Source organism: Vibrio sp. OPT46 (assembly GCF_015163535.1).
GTDB classification, from domain to species: Bacteria; Pseudomonadota; Gammaproteobacteria; order Enterobacterales; family Vibrionaceae; genus Vibrio; species Vibrio alginolyticus.
In genome coordinates, this window is the sequence record NZ_JADDYG010000164.1 from 23,385 (window position 1) to 42,080 (window position 18,696).

18 protein-coding genes and 1 other RNA gene are annotated in these 18,696 nt (G+C 45.2%); 7 read left to right on the forward strand and 12 right to left on the reverse strand.

What is annotated here, in order from left to right; genetic code table 11:
* Positions 1 to 42: 42 nt before the first annotated feature.
* The 3 genes from rsmH to rsmI form a co-directional block, all read right to left on the reverse strand.
* Positions 43 to 993 carry a 16S rRNA (cytosine(1402)-N(4))-methyltransferase RsmH gene (gene rsmH / locus IQR33_RS07075; protein ID WP_005372918.1) on the reverse strand — a complete coding sequence of 317 codons (951 nt, stop codon included), beginning with the start codon at positions 991 to 993 and terminating at the stop codon, positions 43 to 45.
* A 175-nt stretch (positions 994 to 1,168) separates the two neighbouring features.
* Positions 1,169 to 1,599: RNase P RNA component class A (gene rnpB / locus IQR33_RS07080), an RNA gene on the reverse strand.
* A 167-nt stretch (positions 1,600 to 1,766) separates the two neighbouring features.
* A complete protein-coding gene (gene rsmI, locus IQR33_RS07085; RefSeq protein WP_005372907.1) occupies positions 1,767 to 2,630 on the reverse strand; it encodes a 16S rRNA (cytidine(1402)-2'-O)-methyltransferase in 864 nt (287 codons plus the stop codon).
* A 68-nt stretch (positions 2,631 to 2,698) separates the two neighbouring features.
* On the opposite strand from rsmI, the gene IQR33_RS07090 reads away from it, so the two are divergent.
* Genes IQR33_RS07090 through IQR33_RS07105 form a run of 4 tightly spaced genes read left to right on the forward strand, consistent with a single transcriptional unit; the run spans position 2,699 to position 6,149 of the window.
* Positions 2,699 to 4,510 carry a penicillin-binding protein activator gene (locus tag IQR33_RS07090; protein WP_005372905.1) on the forward strand — a complete coding sequence of 604 codons (1,812 nt, stop codon included), beginning with the start codon at positions 2,699 to 2,701 and terminating at the stop codon, positions 4,508 to 4,510.
* On the forward strand, positions 4,497 to 4,865 hold the full coding sequence (locus tag IQR33_RS07095) for a YraN family protein (protein ID WP_005372903.1): 369 nt from the start codon (positions 4,497 to 4,499) through the stop codon (positions 4,863 to 4,865). Before IQR33_RS07090 ends, IQR33_RS07095 begins: the two co-directional genes overlap by 14 nt.
* Before the next feature lie 3 nt (positions 4,866 to 4,868).
* Positions 4,869 to 5,459, forward strand: a complete 591-nt coding sequence (locus IQR33_RS07100) for a phosphoheptose isomerase (RefSeq protein ID WP_005372901.1) — start codon at positions 4,869 to 4,871, stop codon at positions 5,457 to 5,459.
* A 21-nt stretch (positions 5,460 to 5,480) separates the two neighbouring features.
* Positions 5,481 to 6,149, forward strand: a complete 669-nt coding sequence (locus tag IQR33_RS07105; protein ID WP_017633609.1) for a BON domain-containing protein — start codon at positions 5,481 to 5,483, stop codon at positions 6,147 to 6,149.
* Between the two features lie 71 nt (positions 6,150 to 6,220).
* Here IQR33_RS07105 and sspB read toward each other — a convergent pair whose 3' ends face one another.
* The 8 genes from sspB to zapE all read right to left on the reverse strand — a co-directional run bounded on the left by sspB (position 6,221) and on the right by zapE (position 12,911).
* Positions 6,221 to 6,706 (reverse strand): ClpXP protease specificity-enhancing factor, encoded by a 486-nt coding sequence (gene sspB, locus IQR33_RS07110; RefSeq protein ID WP_005387408.1) that lies wholly within the window; start codon positions 6,704 to 6,706, stop codon positions 6,221 to 6,223.
* Between the two features lie 17 nt (positions 6,707 to 6,723).
* Positions 6,724 to 7,359, reverse strand: a complete 636-nt coding sequence (gene sspA / locus IQR33_RS07115) for a stringent starvation protein SspA (RefSeq protein ID WP_005372897.1) — start codon at positions 7,357 to 7,359, stop codon at positions 6,724 to 6,726.
* Between the two features lie 96 nt (positions 7,360 to 7,455).
* The gene (locus IQR33_RS07120; protein WP_005372881.1) at positions 7,456 to 8,193 is read right to left on the reverse strand and encodes a cytochrome c1; all 738 of its coding nucleotides are present in this window, start codon (positions 8,191 to 8,193) and stop codon (positions 7,456 to 7,458) included.
* A complete protein-coding gene (locus IQR33_RS07125; protein ID WP_005372880.1) occupies positions 8,190 to 9,455 on the reverse strand; it encodes a cytochrome b in 1,266 nt (421 codons plus the stop codon). Before IQR33_RS07125 ends, IQR33_RS07120 begins: the two co-directional genes overlap by 4 nt.
* Positions 9,455 to 10,045: a ubiquinol-cytochrome c reductase iron-sulfur subunit gene (petA, locus tag IQR33_RS07130; protein ID WP_005372877.1), complete on the reverse strand. Its 591-nt coding sequence runs from the start codon at positions 10,043 to 10,045 to the stop codon at positions 9,455 to 9,457. Before petA ends, IQR33_RS07125 begins: the two co-directional genes overlap by 1 nt.
* Before the next feature lie 674 nt (positions 10,046 to 10,719).
* The gene (gene rpsI / locus IQR33_RS07135; RefSeq protein WP_005372876.1) at positions 10,720 to 11,112 is read right to left on the reverse strand and encodes a 30S ribosomal protein S9; all 393 of its coding nucleotides are present in this window, start codon (positions 11,110 to 11,112) and stop codon (positions 10,720 to 10,722) included.
* Between the two features lie 15 nt (positions 11,113 to 11,127).
* Positions 11,128 to 11,556: a 50S ribosomal protein L13 gene (gene rplM / locus IQR33_RS07140; protein WP_005372872.1), complete on the reverse strand. Its 429-nt coding sequence runs from the start codon at positions 11,554 to 11,556 to the stop codon at positions 11,128 to 11,130.
* A 251-nt stretch (positions 11,557 to 11,807) separates the two neighbouring features.
* Entirely contained in the window at positions 11,808 to 12,911 is a 1,104-nt protein-coding gene (gene zapE / locus IQR33_RS07145; RefSeq protein ID WP_137281704.1) for a cell division protein ZapE, read from the reverse strand.
* Between the two features lie 195 nt (positions 12,912 to 13,106).
* Between zapE and zapG the strand changes: the two genes are divergently transcribed.
* From zapG to degS, 3 genes are all read left to right on the forward strand, one after another.
* Positions 13,107 to 13,550: a Z-ring associated protein ZapG gene (gene zapG, locus IQR33_RS07150; protein WP_005379861.1), complete on the forward strand. Its 444-nt coding sequence runs from the start codon at positions 13,107 to 13,109 to the stop codon at positions 13,548 to 13,550.
* Between the two features lie 200 nt (positions 13,551 to 13,750).
* On the forward strand, positions 13,751 to 15,118 hold the full coding sequence (locus tag IQR33_RS07155; RefSeq protein ID WP_025768400.1) for a Do family serine endopeptidase: 1,368 nt from the start codon (positions 13,751 to 13,753) through the stop codon (positions 15,116 to 15,118).
* A 190-nt stretch (positions 15,119 to 15,308) separates the two neighbouring features.
* The gene (gene degS, locus IQR33_RS07160) at positions 15,309 to 16,373 is read left to right on the forward strand and encodes an outer membrane-stress sensor serine endopeptidase DegS (RefSeq protein WP_017633606.1); all 1,065 of its coding nucleotides are present in this window, start codon (positions 15,309 to 15,311) and stop codon (positions 16,371 to 16,373) included.
* A 37-nt stretch (positions 16,374 to 16,410) separates the two neighbouring features.
* Here the strand turns inward: degS and parC are convergent, their stop codons facing one another.
* A complete protein-coding gene (parC, locus tag IQR33_RS07165; protein ID WP_130544765.1) occupies positions 16,411 to 18,696 on the reverse strand; it encodes a DNA topoisomerase IV subunit A in 2,286 nt (761 codons plus the stop codon).

Genomic DNA, 18,696 nt, shown 5'->3' on the forward strand with positions numbered 1-18,696 from the left:
CAATCAACTTAGCAAGATTAGGAGTGGATTTCGTCATAATAATTAAAGCTTTTCTGCAATTCTTAACACAGAGCTGCGCGAACGAGGGTTCATTTCAATTTCTTGTTTGCTTGGTTTAATCGCTTTGCTCACCGCTTTCATATTCGCACTACCAAGAGCACGAATTTGCTCTTCCGTCATTGGAATACCGTGTGGCACTTCAGGCCCTTTGCTCTCTTTACGGATAAAACGTTTGACCATACGGTCTTCCAGAGAGTGGAAGCTAATCACAGATAAACGGCCTTCAGGAGCAAGAATGCTCGCCGCGCCTTTAAGTGCCGTATCAATTTCTTCTAACTCACTGTTGATGTAAATACGAAAAGCCTGGAAAGCACGAGTCGCAGGGTGTTTTTTCTCTTTAAAACTTTTCGGTGCGGCATCTGAAATCAATTTTGCCAGCTGACCAGTGCGAACCATTGGCTCATTTTCTTCATCTTCACGGTAGGCAACAATCGCTTTTGCAATACGGCGCGCATGTTTATCTTCCCCAAACTCGCGAATGACCCAAGTGATATCATCGAGGTCTGCTTCCATCAACCATTGAGATACTGGAACACCTGATGTCGGGTCCATACGCATATCTAGCGGACCGTCTTTCATAAAGCTAAAGCCACGCTCTGCGTCGTCTAACTGAGGAGAAGAAACGCCTAAATCCAGAAGAACACCATCCACTTTTCCAACTAGCCCATACTCTTCAGCATACTCAGCAATACCAGAAAATGGACCATGAATAATGGTGAAGCGAGGGTCATTGATTTTGCCTGCCTCAGCGATCGCTTGAGGGTCACGGTCGATACTGTACAGTCGGCCATTTTCACCGAGTTTAGATAGAATTGTCCGGCTGTGACCGCCACGGCCAAATGTTCCATCAATATAGACGCCGTCTGGTTTGATAGCTAAGCCATCAATGGATTCATTTAATAACACGGAAATATGTTGGAAGGTTTCGGTCATAGCTTTCTCGTTGAATGATCTTGAAGCGATTCTTTAGTGTACTGATTTCCTACATCATCGCCACCACAAGTCTAAAGTTAGACGTGATTTACGCCAAGTTTATTGGTAATGACATAGTTTGCGTCAATTAAATGCAAAAAACCCATCACTACCGAAGTAGAGATGGGTCTCGAATAGGTGGAGCCGACACATAAGCCGGGTTCTGTTCCGCTTGCACGGCGGTAGCCATTCGTCTAGGCCAGCAATCACTCACTGGCTCGAGCAACCTACCCGCCTCCTTACGCGAGCAACGCAATGTGGAGGCCTATTTGGTCTTGCTTCAGGTGGAGTTTACCCTGCTACGAACTATTGCTAGTCGTCCGGTGCGCTCTTACCGCACCCTTTCACCCTTACCTGTACCCTTACGGGCCATCGGCGGTCTTCTCTCTGCTGCACTTGTCGTAGGCTTGCGCCCCCCAGGCGTTACCTGGCACCTTGCTCTATGAAGCCCGGACTTTCCTCCCCTTTGTCAGTCTCCCGAAGGACGTCAACGTCAGTCTCCCAAAGGGACTTCGACGTCAGTCTCCCGAAGGACATCAACAAAGCAGCGACTACCCAGTCAGCTCCGAGGGCGGATTGTATAGAGTTCTCACTTCAGAGTCTAGTTAGATCACAGATATGATGAAATGAATGCACTAAGTGATGACTTTTTAGTCAACGTGCCAAAAATAGATAATAAAAAGGCCGATGCCTAAACATCAGCCCTCATTGACCATTTATCTCGCTAGCGGCACTTAGTCTAAGTTTTCTAAGCCCCATTTATATAGCGCATTCTTCTTCAAGTTATGTATTTCTGCCACCAAAGCAGCTGCTTTTTTCAAAGGCAGCTCTTTGGTCAAAATCCCTAACGTGCGTAAAGCATCTTCAGGTAGTGAGTCGTCTGTTGTTTCACGATGGCCATGTACCAACAATACCATTTCACCACGCTGTTGGTTATCGTCACTTTTCACCCATTCAATCAGCTCACCTAACGGCATGCCTTGAATGGTTTCAAAGGTTTTTGTTAGCTCTCTTGCCAACACAACTTCTCTATCTGGGCCAAGAACGTCTAACATGTCTTGTAGAGAGTCTAAAATACGGTGCGGTGACTCGTAAAAAATACACGTACGCTCTACCGAAGCAATCTCTAGGAATTTATCCTTACGACCTTTGCTTTTCGGTGGTAAAAAACCTTCGAAGCTAAAGCGATCCGATGGCAAGCCAGAGGCACTTAACGCCGTAATGACCGCACAAGCACCTGGAAGAGGCACAACTCTAACGCCCGCTTGACGACATTTTGTCACCAAATGGTATCCTGGGTCGCTGATAAGTGGCGTACCAGCGTCAGAAACTAATGCGATAGACTGACCGGAAAGCAGCTTTTCTACCAAAACTTGTGCTTTTTGCTGCTCATTGTGGTCGTGTAGAGCAAAAGTTTTGGTTTGAATATTGAAGTGAGACAGTAATTTGCCCGTATGTCGAGTATCCTCAGCGGCAATGATGTCCACAGTCGACAGAATTTCGATAGCACGTTGGGTGATATCCGCTAAATTTCCGATTGGAGTCGGTACGATATAGAGAGTTGGCCCCTCATTCGGCAACTTATTTTTATCTGTCATTTGTTTACCATCACTTCAACGATTAATATAGAGACAATTTTGTACAAAATTATAGAGAACTCACGGCAATGATTAACCATAAGAGACTCAGTGTACCACGCATACTTACTCCTGTTGCACTAGCAATTACGCTCGCCGCCTGTTCTTCAGGTCCAAGACAGCCTGATGGCGTTGATGTAACACTTGAGCCTACTCAGTCTGTTCAGAACTATATGATCCAAGCTGATAGCACGGAAGGCAGTTTACAAAATGACTGGTTGATCATGGCAACCAAAGCCGCGATTCAAGCAAACCAGTTTGATCAAGCAGAAATGTTGATCAAGCGCCTGGCTCGTCAACAGTTAACCGAAGTTCAGCAAGCAGAGTGGCAACTAGCGCGTGCGACCATACAGCAAAAACAGGGTAATTACTCTCAGTTGCTGCAATTGTTGAATTTTAAACCTTGGTGGAAGTTGCCAAATGAGCAATGGAAAGACTATTACTTGATGCGTGCCGACGCTTATCAAGGTCTTAACCAAGCGTTTGAGGCAAACCGCCAACTGGTTGCATTTGGCCAATATGCATCGTCCGCGGAGCAGAGAGAGATTTCTAGCCGTATTTGGATGAACTTTGGCAGCTACTCCGAGTACGAACTGACCTCATTAGAAACAGAGCCAAATGAAGATGTTTTGGATGGTTGGCTACAACTCGCTATTTATGCGAAAACGCTGTCGGGCAACTTATCCCAACTAAAAAATACCCTAGAACGCTGGTTAAACGAGAACCCATCGCACCCAGCCGCTATCTACACACCAGAAGAGATTCAAAACATTCTCTCTCTAGACATCGTTAAACCAAACAACACCGCTTTGTTACTGCCGCTTACTGGTAAGTTCTCGCCACAAGCGCAATTAATTCGTGATGGTTTTGTGTTTGCTATGATGAATGATCGTAACCGTGATCCAAGCGCTACCCTCACGGTAATAGACACTAATGCGTATAACGCCGACCAAATTAAACAACGTTTGATCAATGAAAACATCGACTTTGTTGTTGGTCCCCTAGAAAAAGAAAACGTTGAGCTATTGCACACAACCATGGATGGCTCAGAAAATGGTCCTACGATTCCAGCCCTTGCGCTAAATATTCCCGAAGATGTGCAACCAGATAGCAATATTTGCTACTTGGCATTATCACCAGAACAAGAAGCCGCACAGGCAGCGAAACACTTGTTCAGCGAAGGCTATAACTTCCCTCTGATTCTGGCACCAAAGGGCAGCTTTGGTGAGCGTGTAACTGAAGCGTTCAACAAAGAATGGCGCAAGTACAGCTCTAATAAAGTCGCAGCAAGTTATTTTGGTGACAAGCGCCAACTTCAAAAAGACATCAATGAAGTATTTGGTCTGCAAGAAAGCAAACAACGTATTGCTCAGATGCAATCACTAATGCGTATCAAGCTTGAAACACAGCCACGTAGCCGTCGTGATGTCGATGCGGTTTATATTGTTGCTAGAAGCACGGAACTGACTTTGATCAAGCCGTTTATTGAGGTAGCGATTAACCCAGACGCCAAAGCGCCACAAATTTTCTCTAGCTCGCGTAGCAACAGTGGCGGCGCGACTTACGAAGATCTAACAGGCATCATCTACAGCGATATTCCATTACTGATTGACCCAGACCCTAGCGTGACCGCTGAAATGAACGAGCTGTGGTCAGAGCAATCTAACATGGAAAAACGTTTGAAAGCACTGGGTATGGATGCGTATAAATTGATTGGGGAGCTGCCACAAATGAAGGTCGTTCCGGGCTACTCAGTTGGCGGCCAAACCGGTATTTTAAGTATCGACAATAATTGTGTTGTACAGCGTGAGCTAAGCTGGGCTGAGCGTGGGGCTCTTTAGCAAGCGACAAATCGGAAATCAATATGAAGCTCTGGCGAAGCAGTATTTACAACGCCAGGGCTTGAACTTTATTGAACAAAATTTTCTGACTAAGGTCGGTGAGATTGATTTAATCTTCCAACAAGGTGAAACTATTGTGTTTGTTGAAGTCAAATACCGTAAGAACAATCACTTTGGCTCGGCAGCAGAAATGGTGACGCACGCTAAAATGCGCAAGCTAGTCAAAACCGCACAAGTTTGGCTTAGCCAACAAAAGCGCTTAAAACACAATATCGATTATCGATTTGATGTCATCGCCATTCATGATAATGGGCGAGATATCAACTGGATAGAAAACGCAATCTCTGAAGGATAAGCGATGCTAGACAGCATTAAAGACAGCTTTACAGAAAGTATTCAAATTCAAATCGCAGCAGCAGAGGCGCTGCCTGATGCCATTACTCATGCAGCTCAAGCGATGGTGTCGAGCCTGCTTAATGGCAATAAAATTTTATGTTGTGGTAATGGCGGCAGTGCTTCAAACGCTCAACAATTTGTTTCTTGTCTTTTAAACCGTTTTGAAACTGAGCGCCCTAGCTTACCAGCAATGGCCTTAACCGCCGATAATACCACCCTAACCGCAGTGGCCAACGATTACCACTACCAGGAAATCTTCTCAAAACAGGTACGAGCGTTTGGTCAACCAGGCGACATTTTGCTTGCCATGTCGACTAGCGGTAACAGTAAAAATATTATCAAAGCGATGGAAGCAGCCGTAACTCGAGACATGACGATTATCGCGCTAACAGGAAAAGATGGCGGAGAGATGGCAGGACTGCTCGGTGAGAACGACGTCGAAATTCGTATTCCATCACACCGCACTGCACGTATTCACGAAGTACATATGGTAACACTCCATTGTCTTTGTGATCTTATTGACCAGGTGCTTTTCCCTGCTCACGAAGAGTAACCAAGACTGAGAGTCAGAATTATGATACGTAGCCTCGTTATCTTATTAACAGCATTGAGTTTAAGTGGTTGCGCAGGTTTGTTTATCGCAGGTGCAGCAACCACAGCGAATATTGTCACGGACACACGCACGACAAAACAAATCTGGCAGGACAATAACATCGAATTCGAAGTTGCGGCGATCGGCAATAAAGCACCGTTTAAAGGTGAAGTTCGTGTCGTTGCCAGTTCATATAATGGGACTGTAGTCCTTATGGGACAAGCTCCGACACAAGACCTTATCCTTGCTTTAGAGCGAAGGGCTCGAGAAGTTAGTGGTGTAAAAGTCATACACAATCAAATCAAACAAAAAGAGCCACTCACTGTTACCCAGATTAGCAATGACAGCTGGATCACAACCAAAGTAAAGTCAGCTTTGCTTACTGATTCTGAGCTTAATGGTGTTAAGGTTAAAGTGATCACCGAAGATGGCGACGTTTTTCTGTTTGGTTATGTCACGCCAGAGCAAGGCGATCGAGCGACAGAAATCGCGCGTAATATCTCAGGCGTAAAACAAGTCATTAAAGGGTTCCAATACGGCGAAATGGAGCCTGTTGAAGTAGACTTACCGAGTGACGGTGTACAAACAATAGAAAGTGAGGCAAGTACAGAAAGTGAAGAGAACGTCGAAGTCTTTACGATTAGTGAGTAATTTCCAAAGTCTGGCTTGAAATCATCTTCAACAAGTTAAAAAGAAAAAAGCAGCGTTACGCTGCTTTTTTATTATTTAATCACTCTTAAGCTTGGTTTGCCTTTTGGTCGAGGAGCATCGTCCTCTTCGGCATCTGAATCAGAAACTAACTCAGAAGGCTCATCGCTAACCGTTGTGAACGATGGGGATGATTCTTCCTCGGTCATCGCTTCTTCTTCGATGTGAGTGTACGCTTCTTCTGGTTCAAACATAGTACCAGCACCATTCTCACGTGCATAAATAGCTTGAACAGCATACACAGGCACGATCACTGAGTGCGGACGACCGCTAAAGCGAGCATGGAAGGTAATCGCATCATTACCTAACTCAAGATTACCCACTGCACGTGGCGCAATATTCAAAATAATTTGACCATCTTGAATAAATTCAACCGGGACACGCACCCCTGGCATTGTTGCATCCACAACCAAGTGAGGAGTCAAGTCATTGTCTACTAACCAGTCGTAAAATGCGCGAAGCATATACGGGCGGCGAGCAGTCATTTTTGCAATATCCATAACGTGTTTTAAATCGCTTAGCGAACTAGGCGCATTTCACGTTCAGCTTCAGTCAAAGAAGCAAGGAACGAATCACGTTCAAATACGCGGTTCATGTATACCTTGATTTCTTTTGAACCAGGGCCAACAAGATCGATACCAAGTTGAGGCAAACGCCACAATAGTGGAGCTAGGTAACAATCGATCAAGCTGAATTCTTCGCTCATGAAGTACTCATATTCAGCAAAAATTGGCGCTAACGTCAGAAGATCATTACGCAGCTTTGTGCGTGCTTTTTCTGATTCTTCCGCATTACCTTTCATCACTTTTTCAGCGAGTGAATACCAGTTGCGTTCGATACGGTACATCATCAAGCGGCTGTTGCCACGAGCAACAGGGTAAACCGGCATTAGAGGTGGATGAGGGAAACGCTCGTCCAAGTACTCCATGATGATTTTTGAATCGTAAAGAGCTAGCTCACGGTCAACAAGAGTTGGCACTGATTTATATGGGTTTAGCTCAACAAGCTCAGCAGGAAGGTTTGCTTCGTCAACAAGCTCAACTTCAACACTTACGCCTTTTTCAGCTAGTACAATGCGAACCTGATGGCTATACAAATCTGATGCACTTGAGAAAAGAGTCATCACAGAACGTTTATTGGCAGCTACAGCCATGGAGCCCTCCAGTACACTTACAAATAAAAACAATGGAGGCTAAGCCTCCATTGTACATCAATTAAAATTGGGAATTAGCACGGTATTTTAGCACAATTAATGCACATCGCGCCAATACTCTTTCTTGAGCATCACAACAACGATGGTTAGAAGCACTAAGAAGCCCATTACCCACCAGCCTAGAGCGTGACGCTCAAGCTGCACTGGGTCACCTGAATAAACTAAGAAGTTAACGAGATCGCCAACCGCTTTGTCATATTCGCCTTCACTCAGCTCACCCGTGCCATCGGTTTCAGTACCAACAACAACTTGTACTTCTTCGCCATCTACGATTTTCGTATCGTAAATCGGCGTCGGGATGCCCTGTAGCTCTTCAAGCACATGCGGCATACCAACACTCGGGAAGACGATATTGTTCACGCCGAATGGACGAGATGGATCAACATAGAAAGAGCGTAAGTAAGTGTATAACCAATCAGCACCACGAACTCGTGCAACCAACGTAAGATCTGGTGGTGGAGCACCAAACCAGTTTGCAGCTTGCTTCGGTGGCATAGCATTGACCATTAGATCACCGATTTTCGCTTCAGGATTGAAAATCAGGTTTTCTTTCATTAAGTCTGTTGGAATTTCCAAGTCTGTTGCTACACGCTCGTAACGCTGGTATTGCGTAGAGTGACAAGCAAAACAGTAGTTCATGAACAACTTCGCGCCGTTTTGTAGCGAAGCTTTATCCGTAAGGTCAACATTCGCTTTATCCAGCGGAACATTGGCCCCAGCTGCCATCGCTAGTGATGGCAACATAGCAAATAGAATTACAATCCACTTCTTCATTTGAATGTCACCCTCTCTGGTAATGGTTTGGTTGCTTCATTTTTGCTGTAGAAGAACAGCAACACAAAGAACATGAAGTAACACAAGCTAAAGATCTGAGATAGTAGTGTGTACGTTGGTGTTGCAGGTAACGCACCTAAAATACCCAGAGCGATAAAGGCGATAGTGAACTGTACAATATTCAATAGATGAAGTTTGCTACGGTAACGGTATGAACGAACTTTACAACGATCCAACCAAGGTAGAACAAACAGCACTGCAATTGACGCACCCATTAGGATAACACCTAATAGTTTGTCTGGAACCGCACGTAGGATTGCGTAGAACGGCGTGAAGTACCATACCGGAGCAATATGCTCTGGTGTCTTCAGTGGGTTTGCAGCTTCAAAGTTAGGCGGCTCAAGGAAATACCCACCCATTTCTGGGTTAAAGAACAGCACGTAACAGAAGAAGAACAAGAAACCAGCAACACCGACCAAGTCCTTAACCGTGCCGTACGGATGGAAAGGAATAGAATCAATGATGTCATATTTCTTCGTGTAGTAATCGTGGAACTTGAATTGCGTTTTGTAATCGTCGCCCATTGAGCCTTTTGGCAGCTTAGTTTCGATACCATCCGGGTTGTTTGAGCCTACTTCGTGCAGCGCCAATACGTGCAGAACAACAAGAAGAAGCAAAACGATAGGCAGTGCAATAACGTGTAGTGCGAAGAAACGGTTTAGCGTTGCACCAGAGATGATGTAGTCACCACGAATCCAAAGCGTTAGGTCATCACCGATAACAGGAATAGCACCAAACAGGGAAATGATTACCTGCGCACCCCAGTATGACATCTGACCCCATGGAAGTAGGTAACCCATGAACGCTTCAGCCATGAGAACAAGGAAGATCAACATACCGAAGATCCACAATAGTTCACGAGGTTTTTGGTATGAACCGTAGATCAAACCACGGAACATGTGAAGATACACAACAACGAAAAACGCTGACGCGCCAGTGGAATGCATGTAACGCAGAAGCCAACCGTACTCTACATCACGCATAATGTATTCGATAGACGCAAATGCACCGTCACCTGAAGGAACATAGTTCATCGTTAGCCAAATACCCGTTAGGATTTGGTTAACAAGAACCAGCATCGCCAGAGAACCGAAAAGGTACCAAAAGTTGAAGTTCTTAGGCATTGGGTATTCAGACAAATGCTTTTTATAAGCATTCATTGCAGGAATACGCTTTTCAACCCAATCTAACATTGCTTGCATTATGCATCTCCCTCATCAACACCCACAATGAGCTTTGTATCGCTCAAATACATGTGCTTAGGAACGACAAGGTTCAACGGAGCAGGTACTCCTTGGAACACTCGACCAGCCATGTCGAACTTAGAACCATGACAAGGACAGAAGAAGCCAGATCTTACGCCCTGCACCTGCTCTGAGAAAGAGTCAGGTAGATAGGTTGGTGAACAACCTAAGTGGGTACAGAAACCAACTGCGACGAAAAACTCTTCCTTAATCGAACGAAACTCATTCTGAGCGTACTCAGGCTGCTGCTCCATTTCAGATTGTGGATCGCGAAGCTTATCACCGATCGATTTTAAGTTATCCAGAACGCTTTGAGTGCGGCGAACAATCCATACAGGTTTTCCCTGCCACTCAACACGAACCAGCTGACCTGGTTCAATTTTACTTATATCCACTTCCACCGGTGCGCCCGCCGCTTTGGCTTTAGCACTCGGATTCCATGATTTGATAAAAGGCACGGCGACGGCGACTGCCCCTAACCCACCAACAACTGCCGTTGTAGCGGTTAGAAAACGCCTGCGACCGTTATTTAAAGGCGCGTTGCTCATCCAAACATTCTCCCATTTGCTCCCTTTGGATCGTTATTATTCCGCTTATAAGAGCATGGCTAACAAATAATGAATTTAGTTCTATTTATTGGAGGGAAATGATAAAGAAAACCCTACTTTTTGACAAGATAAAGCTACCTTTTTGTAACATTTGTGAGGCAAATCGCTCGCGTCGTCACAAAAGCGGCAGAATTATAAAAAATTGATGTGATTTGTAACAAGAAAGCACCACATAGAAGCCCCGCTGAAAGCAGATAAAACCTTTTATCTTGGTAGTTTTCAGTTAATTACACAGAGAAATATTTCGTATTACGCGTTCAGCTTACTGTGTTTATATTTTCAATTTTGTAGCACGCAGAATGCTCAAAAAGGAGCGTAAGTCATTTTAAAACATGTTACAGGAAGAATAAGATACAAAGACATTCTTGCTGATGAATACATCTATGCTGCATCGCAAGAGAAAGCGTGGTGAGTCGCGATTAAATAAGGCACACATATAAAACGGCACTGGCAACCTTTCGACGAAGAGGACGAATAAGAAGGCCTGCTCGGAGTGTGATGATAAGTGAAGGCTGTTCGTTGCTTTAAATACAAAAAAGCCCGGCATAGAGCCGAGCTTTTGGTACATAGTTTCCAGAGTAACTCTGAAAAGCATAATTCCCGATAAGAGGAAATTAACGCTTAGAGAACTGTGGACGACGACGTGCTTTACGTAGACCAACTTTCTTACGTTCAACGCAACGAGCGTCACGAGTAACGTAGCCAGCTGCGCGTAGAGCAGGACGTAGAGACTCATCGTATTCCATAAGCGCGCGAGTGATACCGTGACGGATAGCACCAGCTTGACCAGAAATACCGCCGCCTTTAACTGTTACGTAAAGGTCTAGCTTTTCAGTTAGTTCAACTAGCTCTAGAGGTTGTTGTACAACCATACGTGCTGTTGGACGACCGAAGTATTCGTCAAGGTTACGCTTGTTTACTACAATGTTACCGCTGCCTGGTTTAATGAAAACACGTGCAGCTGAGCTTTTGCGACGGCCAGTGCCGTAGTATTGATTCTCTGCCATTTTCGAAATCCCCAATTAGATGTCTAGTACTTGTGGTTGTTGAGCAACATGGTTGTGCTCAGCGCCCGCGTAAACTTTTAGCTTACGGTACATAGCACGGCCTAGAGGACCACGTGGAAGCATGCCTTTAACTGCAAGCTCAAGAGCCATCTCAGGTTTACGATCGATCAACTTTTCAAAAGTGATAGATTTTAGACCACCTGGGAATTCAGAGTGACGGTAGTACACTTTGTTCTTAGCTTTGTTACCAGTTACAGCAACTTTCTCAGCGTTGATAACGATGATGTAATCACCAGTGTCAACGTGAGGAGTGTATTCAGCTTTATGTTTGCCACGTAGGCGAGATGCAATTTCACTTGCTAGACGGCCAAGAGTTTTACCTTCAGCGTCTACAACGTACCAGTCGCGTTTTACAGTTTCTGGTTTAGCAACGAAAGTTTTCATGCTAACAATAACCCGTTAATTAAATTTTAAACTTTAAAGGAACACCCAATAGTGCTCCCACACTGTCTAAGAGCCCAGTCATCACCCCTTCGAGTCGTTGGTACTCTCGACCTTCAATTTCGAAATAACTTCGATAATCAGGTCTGCAGTAACGGTGGGTCGCAGGATTATAGAGAAGAGCGAAGAAAAAATCACCTTTTTTTGCGCCAAATCACTAATTTTTTCTTCACTTTTTTAAGACCCCATTGGATCTAGGCCAAATGTTCACGCGCGAGATACTCATGACTTTGCATCTCAGTAAGCCGAGACAAACAGCGCTTAAATTCGAACTCTAACTGCCCGTCAGCATATAAATCGGCCATTGGCACTTCAGCAGAAATAATCAACTTAACATTGCGCTCGTAAAACTCATCGACCAGCGCGATAAAGCGTCTCGCCGCATCATCTATTTTTCGGTTCATTTGTTGAACATCTGCCAGTAATACCGTGTGGTAAATACGAGACAATTCAATGTAGTCATTTTGACTGCGAGCAGTTTGACACAACTGAGCAAACGACGCATGCAGCACCCCATCGCTTGCTTCAATCACCGCTAGTTGACGGTGGTTAACTTCGATTTGATGAGCAACAAACTGACGCTCTCCAGTCAGCTGCTGATAATATTTGTTAAGGTTTATGCTAGCCTGCTCATCAAGCGGGTAATGGTATATTTCAGCCTGTTCTAACGTTCTTAAGCGATAATCAACGCCACTATCGACATTCAACACTTCACAACGTGCCAAAATCATATCGATCGCGGGCAAAAAGCGCGCTCTTTGCAAACCGTTACGATATAAGTTCTGCGGCTCAATGTTTGAAGTCGCGACTAGGATCATCTGCCGCTTGAACATTTCTTGAAGTAGCGTTGCAAGGATCATCGCATCAGTAATGTCGGAAACAAAAAATTCATCAAAGCAAACCACATCGGCTTCTTCTTTAAATTTATCCGCCACTTTTGATAGCGGATTTTCGACATCACCTAACAGCTTCAACTCATCATGTACTCGATACATAAATCGATGGAAGTGGACGCGCATTTTTCTTTGGGTCGGTAAAGCATCAAAAAATGCGTCCATAAGGTAGGTTTTACCGCGACCTACCCCACCCCAAAAGTAAAGGCCTTTTGGTGGTTCAGGCTTGTCGATTTTTTTCCCCATTAGCTTTTGCCATTTGGAAAGCTGAGGCACAGGCGCTGACTGAAATTCAACGATAGCATGGTAAAGCTTGTCTAATGCAACGACCGCTTGATACTGAGCTTCATCACGCTGAAACCCGTGTTCTGCTATGTCTTTTTGATATTGTTGTAGTGGTGTCATCGTATTAAGTCGTATAGAGGTATAGAGAAAAGGGTTACCTCGGGGTCAACTTTGAGAATAGAGAGAAGTAGTTATCAGTCCCCGAAGACATACTGCTATTTTTCTTTATCGGCTGTTCAAGCCATAGTAACATGGACGAGCACCGCGTGTAACTAAGTAGTAAAAGACTTGTTAAAACAACTATAAGGAGCAGTTATGCCTTGGATTTATGCCATTGTGGGTTTGCTGGTCGGTACAATCGTAGGCGTAGTCATTAGTAGACTAACCACCCCTGAATACAAGAAACAAAAGTCTGTGCAGAAAGAACTTGAAGCGGCCAAGTTTGAATTAGAGCAACAACGTCAAGAGCTCGTCGATCATTTTGCACAAACCGCAGAAATGTTGGACACCCTAGGTAAAGATTACACCAAGCTATACCAACATATGGCCAAGACCTCTTCTGAGCTTTTGCCAAACTTACCAGAACAAGACAACCCGTTTGATAAGAAAACGGCAATGTCGTCTGAAACTATTGCAGAAGATCAACCAGAGTTTAACGAACAACCAAAAGACTACGCTAATGGCGCCACCGGTCTTTTGAAGGATCAAGAGAAAGAAATCATTAATGCTCCCGAAGCGGTAACCGCAAAAGCATCATAATCCTCTCTTACTTCTATCTAGGGCCGATACATTTGTATCGGCCCTTTTTTGAACTTTTTCACCTCACCTTCGCTCTAACTTGGATGTGCACTGCCTCCCCTTTTGATTGTCCGAACTAGACCCTATATTAGTTATTAACAAAGTGAACTAACCGTTCGGATATTTCTTTTTGGCAGACATGTTTCAAGAGGAGTTATTGGATGAAAAAACCACTGCTTGCGCTCACCGTTCTATCTCTGAGTTTGGGTTCGATTATTGCCCCAGTTCAAGCCACTGCCGCATTACCTTTGAATGTGGATGGCCAACAGTTACCTAGCTTGGCACCAATGCTTGAGAAGGTGACCCCAGCTGTTGTGAGTATTGCTGTAGAAGGTAAACAAGTACAAACCAGCCGCATTCCCGAGCAATTTCAATTTTTCTTTGGCCCAGACTTTCCTATGGAACAAAGGCGAGAGCGCCCGTTCAGAGGTTTAGGGTCTGGTGTCATTATTGATGCGAAGAAAGGCCATATTGTCACTAACTACCACGTGATCAAGGGCGCAGATGAGATTCGAGTTCGCCTCTTTGACGGGCGCGAGTATGACGCTACGCTCGTTGGCGGTGATGAAATGGCCGATGTTGCGTTACTTAAATTAGAGAAAGCGAAAAACTTAACGCAGATTAAAGTCGCGGATTCCGACAAACTGCGTGTCGGTGACTTTACGGTTGCGATTGGTAACCCATTTGGACTCGGTCAAACTGTGACTTCGGGTATTGTTTCAGCCCTTGGTCGTAGTGGCTTAAACGTTGAAAACTTCGAAAACTTCATCCAAACCGATGCCGCAATTAACAGCGGTAACTCTGGTGGTGCATTGGTCAACCTTAATGGTGAGCTGATCGGTATTAATACTGCGATTTTAGGCCCTAACGGCGGTAATGTGGGTATTGGCTTTGCGATTCCATCAAACATGATGAAAAACCTCACCGATCAAATTCTAGAGTTTGGTGAAGTCAAACGCGGCATGTTGGGTGTGCAAGGTGGCGAAGTAACCTCTGAGCTAGCTGATGCATTGGGTTACGAATCGAGTAAAGGGGCCTTTATTGGTCAAGTCGTACCGGACAGCGCAGCCGATAAAGCAGGGTTAAAAGCCGGTGACGTAATTGTATCGGTGAACGGCAAAGCGATTAATACTTTCTCAGAGCTCCGCGCAAAAGTGGCAACACTGGGCGCAGGTAAAGAAATCACATTAGGTGTGGTTCGAGATGGTAAGAATAAAACCTTTGATGTAACGCTTGGCGAATCTACGAATATGAAAGCTAAAGCGGAGACATTACATGAGGGACTCAAAGGTGCGGAGTTAAGCAATACAACACCAAGTGATGTAATCCAAGGTGTTAAAGTATCGAGCGTTGCAGATAACTCTCCGGCTGCTCAATATCAATTACAACAAGGTGACATTATTATCGGTGTGAACCGTCAACGAGTGAAAAACCTTGCCGAGCTTCGTACAATCGTAGAGAAACACAAAGGTGTACTGGCTCTTAATATTCAACGTGGTGAGCGTACTATTTATCTTGTCATTCGTTAACCACTTTCAAAGTGATAGAAAATAAGGTTTCCGATGCATAGTACTGAGTGATAAGGCTCGATCACTTTTCCTTATCGCTCAATAACTAATGAAAAGGGCAGCGCGATGACGTGCTGCCCTTTTGTTATTTTTCAATGTAATGCTATTCTTCATCTTCGATGCCATTTTGGCGCTCACGCATGGAGAGGATATGCTCAGCTTTTTATTACGTTCTGTCTTTTTAGGCTTGGCTACTGCCGCAGTGGTATTACTGGCGGTTCCATCTTTGCGCAACAACGTAATTCCTGCCGCGCTTGATCCTCAACCTGTTAATATCGCATCAGTCGAGTTGACGTTTAATCAAGCGGTCCGAAGAGCAGCGCCTGCCGTAGTAAACATCTACAGTCGTAAGTATGTTGAGAATGATCGCAGTAAACTCTCGACTCAAGGTCTGGGGTCAGGGGTCATTGTTAGTGAGAAAGGCTACATCATTACTAACTATCATGTGGTTGCTCAAGCTGATCAAATTGTTGTGGCATTACAAGACGGCAGAGCCGCAGCGGCTCAGCTCGTGGGGACAGATAAGCGTACTGATATAGCCGTGCTGCGTGTCGAAGGTTCGAATTTGCCCGTAATCCCTCTGAACTCTAATTACAAACCACAAGTGGGCGATGTAGTACTAGCCATCGGTAACCCATACAACCTTGGACAAACCACAACGTTCGGCATTATTTCTGCCACAGGTCGTTCATCTATTAGCGATGGTCGTCAAGCATTCATTCAAACCGATGCCGCCATCAATGAAGGTAACTCTGGTGGAGCCCTAGTGAACACACAAGGCGAGCTCGTCGGCATTAATACCGCCTCTTTTCAGCAAGCGACAGATTTAGAAACTTACGGGATCTCTTTTGCGATCCCTGCGCCGCTAGCCAGTAAGATCATGCAGAAAATCATCGCTGATGGCCGCGTGATTCGTGGTTATATTGGAATCGACGGCCAAGACATTAATGCGGTCACTGCTCGCCTACTTGGAAATGAACACATAGGTGGTATTGTCGTACTTGGTATTGATCCAAATGGTCCTGCCAATGCGGCTGGCTTTCAAAAACAAGATATCATTATCAGTATTGATGGCAATAAGGTTCAGGGGCGTCAGAGCGTTATGGATATCGTCACCGATTTACGGCCTGGCACCACCGTGGATGTCGGCATTATTCGCAAAGGAAAAGAGATGACCTTGAAAGTCACCATTGCTGAAGACAAGCAAGAAGCATAAAAAATCCCAGCCATTGGCTGGGATTTTTATTTGTGCGTTACTCGCTATCGCTCAGTGTTTCCGTCGTATCGGAATCATCTAGCTCAACTTCAATGCGAGTGACTCGCTGCAAACCTCTCGGTAATAACCCACCTCGGCGACCACGTTCGCCACGGAAGTTATCAAGGTCAGACGGTTTAAGACCCAACTTTCGCTTACCCGCGTACAGCGTTAACGATGCACCTTTTGGTAAAGACATTAAGTGAGATAGTACTTCTTCTCGCTCTTTTGCTTTAGCAGCAGGAATGTTGATGATCTTATTCCCTTTACCTTTCGCCAGTTGTGGCAAGTCTTTGATTGGGAACAGCAGCATGCGACCTTGGTTAGTGATTGCTAAGATTTCATCAGAGTCTAAATCTTCAATCTCTTTTGGCGTCATGATCTCAGAGTTGGCAGGTAAAGTGACGAGCGCTTTACCACTGCGGTTTTTAGACAGCAAGTCCGCGCCTTTACATACAAAGCCGTAACCTGCATCTGAACCCACCAGCCACAGCTGATCTTCTTCACTCATGATGACTTGGCGAATACTGCTACCAGCCGTAATATTCAAGCGACCGGTAATCGGCTCACCTTGACTACGAGCAGAAGGCAGTGAGTGCGATTCCAGAGAGTAACTTCGACCGTCACTACCTAGGAATACCGCAGGCTGATTACTCTTACCTCGAGCATGCGCTAAATACTTATCACCCGACTTATAGTTTAAGCCTTCGGCATCCACGTCATGGCCTTTCGCGTGACGAATCCAACCTTTCTCAGAAAGCACAACCGTGATTGGCTCACTTGGTACGAGGTCACGTTCAGTCAGCGCTTTTGCTTCTGCACGCTCAACCATTGGAGAGCGACGGTCATCACCGTATTTCTCTGCGTCTGCTTTGATTTCTTTTTTCAGTAGTGTATTCAGACGACGCTCAGAACCGAGTAGCTGTTCTAGCTTCTCACGCTCTTTCTCTAGCTCGTCTTGCTCACCACGGATCTTCATCTCTTCTAGTTTCGCTAGATGACGAAGTTTGGTATCTAAAATTGCATCCGCTTGGATATCGGTAATACCAAAGCGTTCCATCAGCACCGCTTTTGGATCGTCTTCAGTACGGATGATCTCAATCACTTCATCTAGGTTGAGGTAAGCAACCAACAAACCTTCCAAGATGTGTAGACGAGCCATGACTTTGTCTAGGCGGTGTTGTAGACGACGACGCACAGTCGTACGACGGAACTCGATCCACTCAGACAGAATTTGCACCAGACCTTTAACTTGAGGACGGTTATCCAAACCAATCATGTTCAAGTTAACGCGGTAACTGCGCTCAAGATCCGTTGATGCGAACAAGTGGTTCATCAACAAGTCACAATCGACACGGTTTGACTTAGGCACCACAACGATACGCGTTGGGTTCTCGTGATCCGATTCGTCACGAAGATCGTCAACCATTGGCAGCTTCTTCGCACGCATCTGGTTAGCGATTTGCTCAAGCAGTTTGGCACCCGATACTTGGTGAGGCAAAGAAGTGATAACAATATCAGAACCTTCTTTATGCCAAACCGCGCGCATTTTGATGCTGCCACGACCGTTGCGGTAAATCTTCTCGATATCCGCTTGCGGCGAGATAATTTCTGCTTCTGTTGGGTAATCCGGACCTTTGACATACTGCATCACGTCCGGCAGTTCTGCTTTCGGGTTGTCGATCAAATGAATAGTCGCATCTGCGATTTCACGAACGTTGTGCGGTGGGATGTCTGTTGCCATACCAACGGCAATGCCGGTTACACCGTTGAGCAGGATGTGAGGCAGACGTGCTGGCAACATTTGTGGCTCTTTCATTGTGCCATCAAAGTTAGGTTGCCATTCAACCGTTCCCTGGCCAAGTTCGCCAAGCAATACTTCAGCAAACTTAGACAGTTTTGCTTCGGTATAACGCATTGCCGCAAATGATTTCGGATCATCTGGCGCACCCCAGTTACCTTGACCATCCACTAATGGATAGCGGTAAGAGAATGGCTGAGCCATCAATACCATCGCTTCGTAACACGCTGAATCACCGTGCGGATGGTATTTACCTAGCACGTCACCAACGGTACGTGCAGATTTTTTGTATTTTGCTGATGCAGAGAGACCAAGCTCTGACATCGCATAAATGATGCGTCGTTGAACCGGCTTTAAGCCATCACCAATGTATGGCAAGGCGCGGTCCATGATTACGTACATCGAGTAGTTCAGATAAGCGTCTTCAGTGAACTTGCGCATTGGCAATTGTTCGACGCCATCGTAGGTAATTTCTGTAGACAT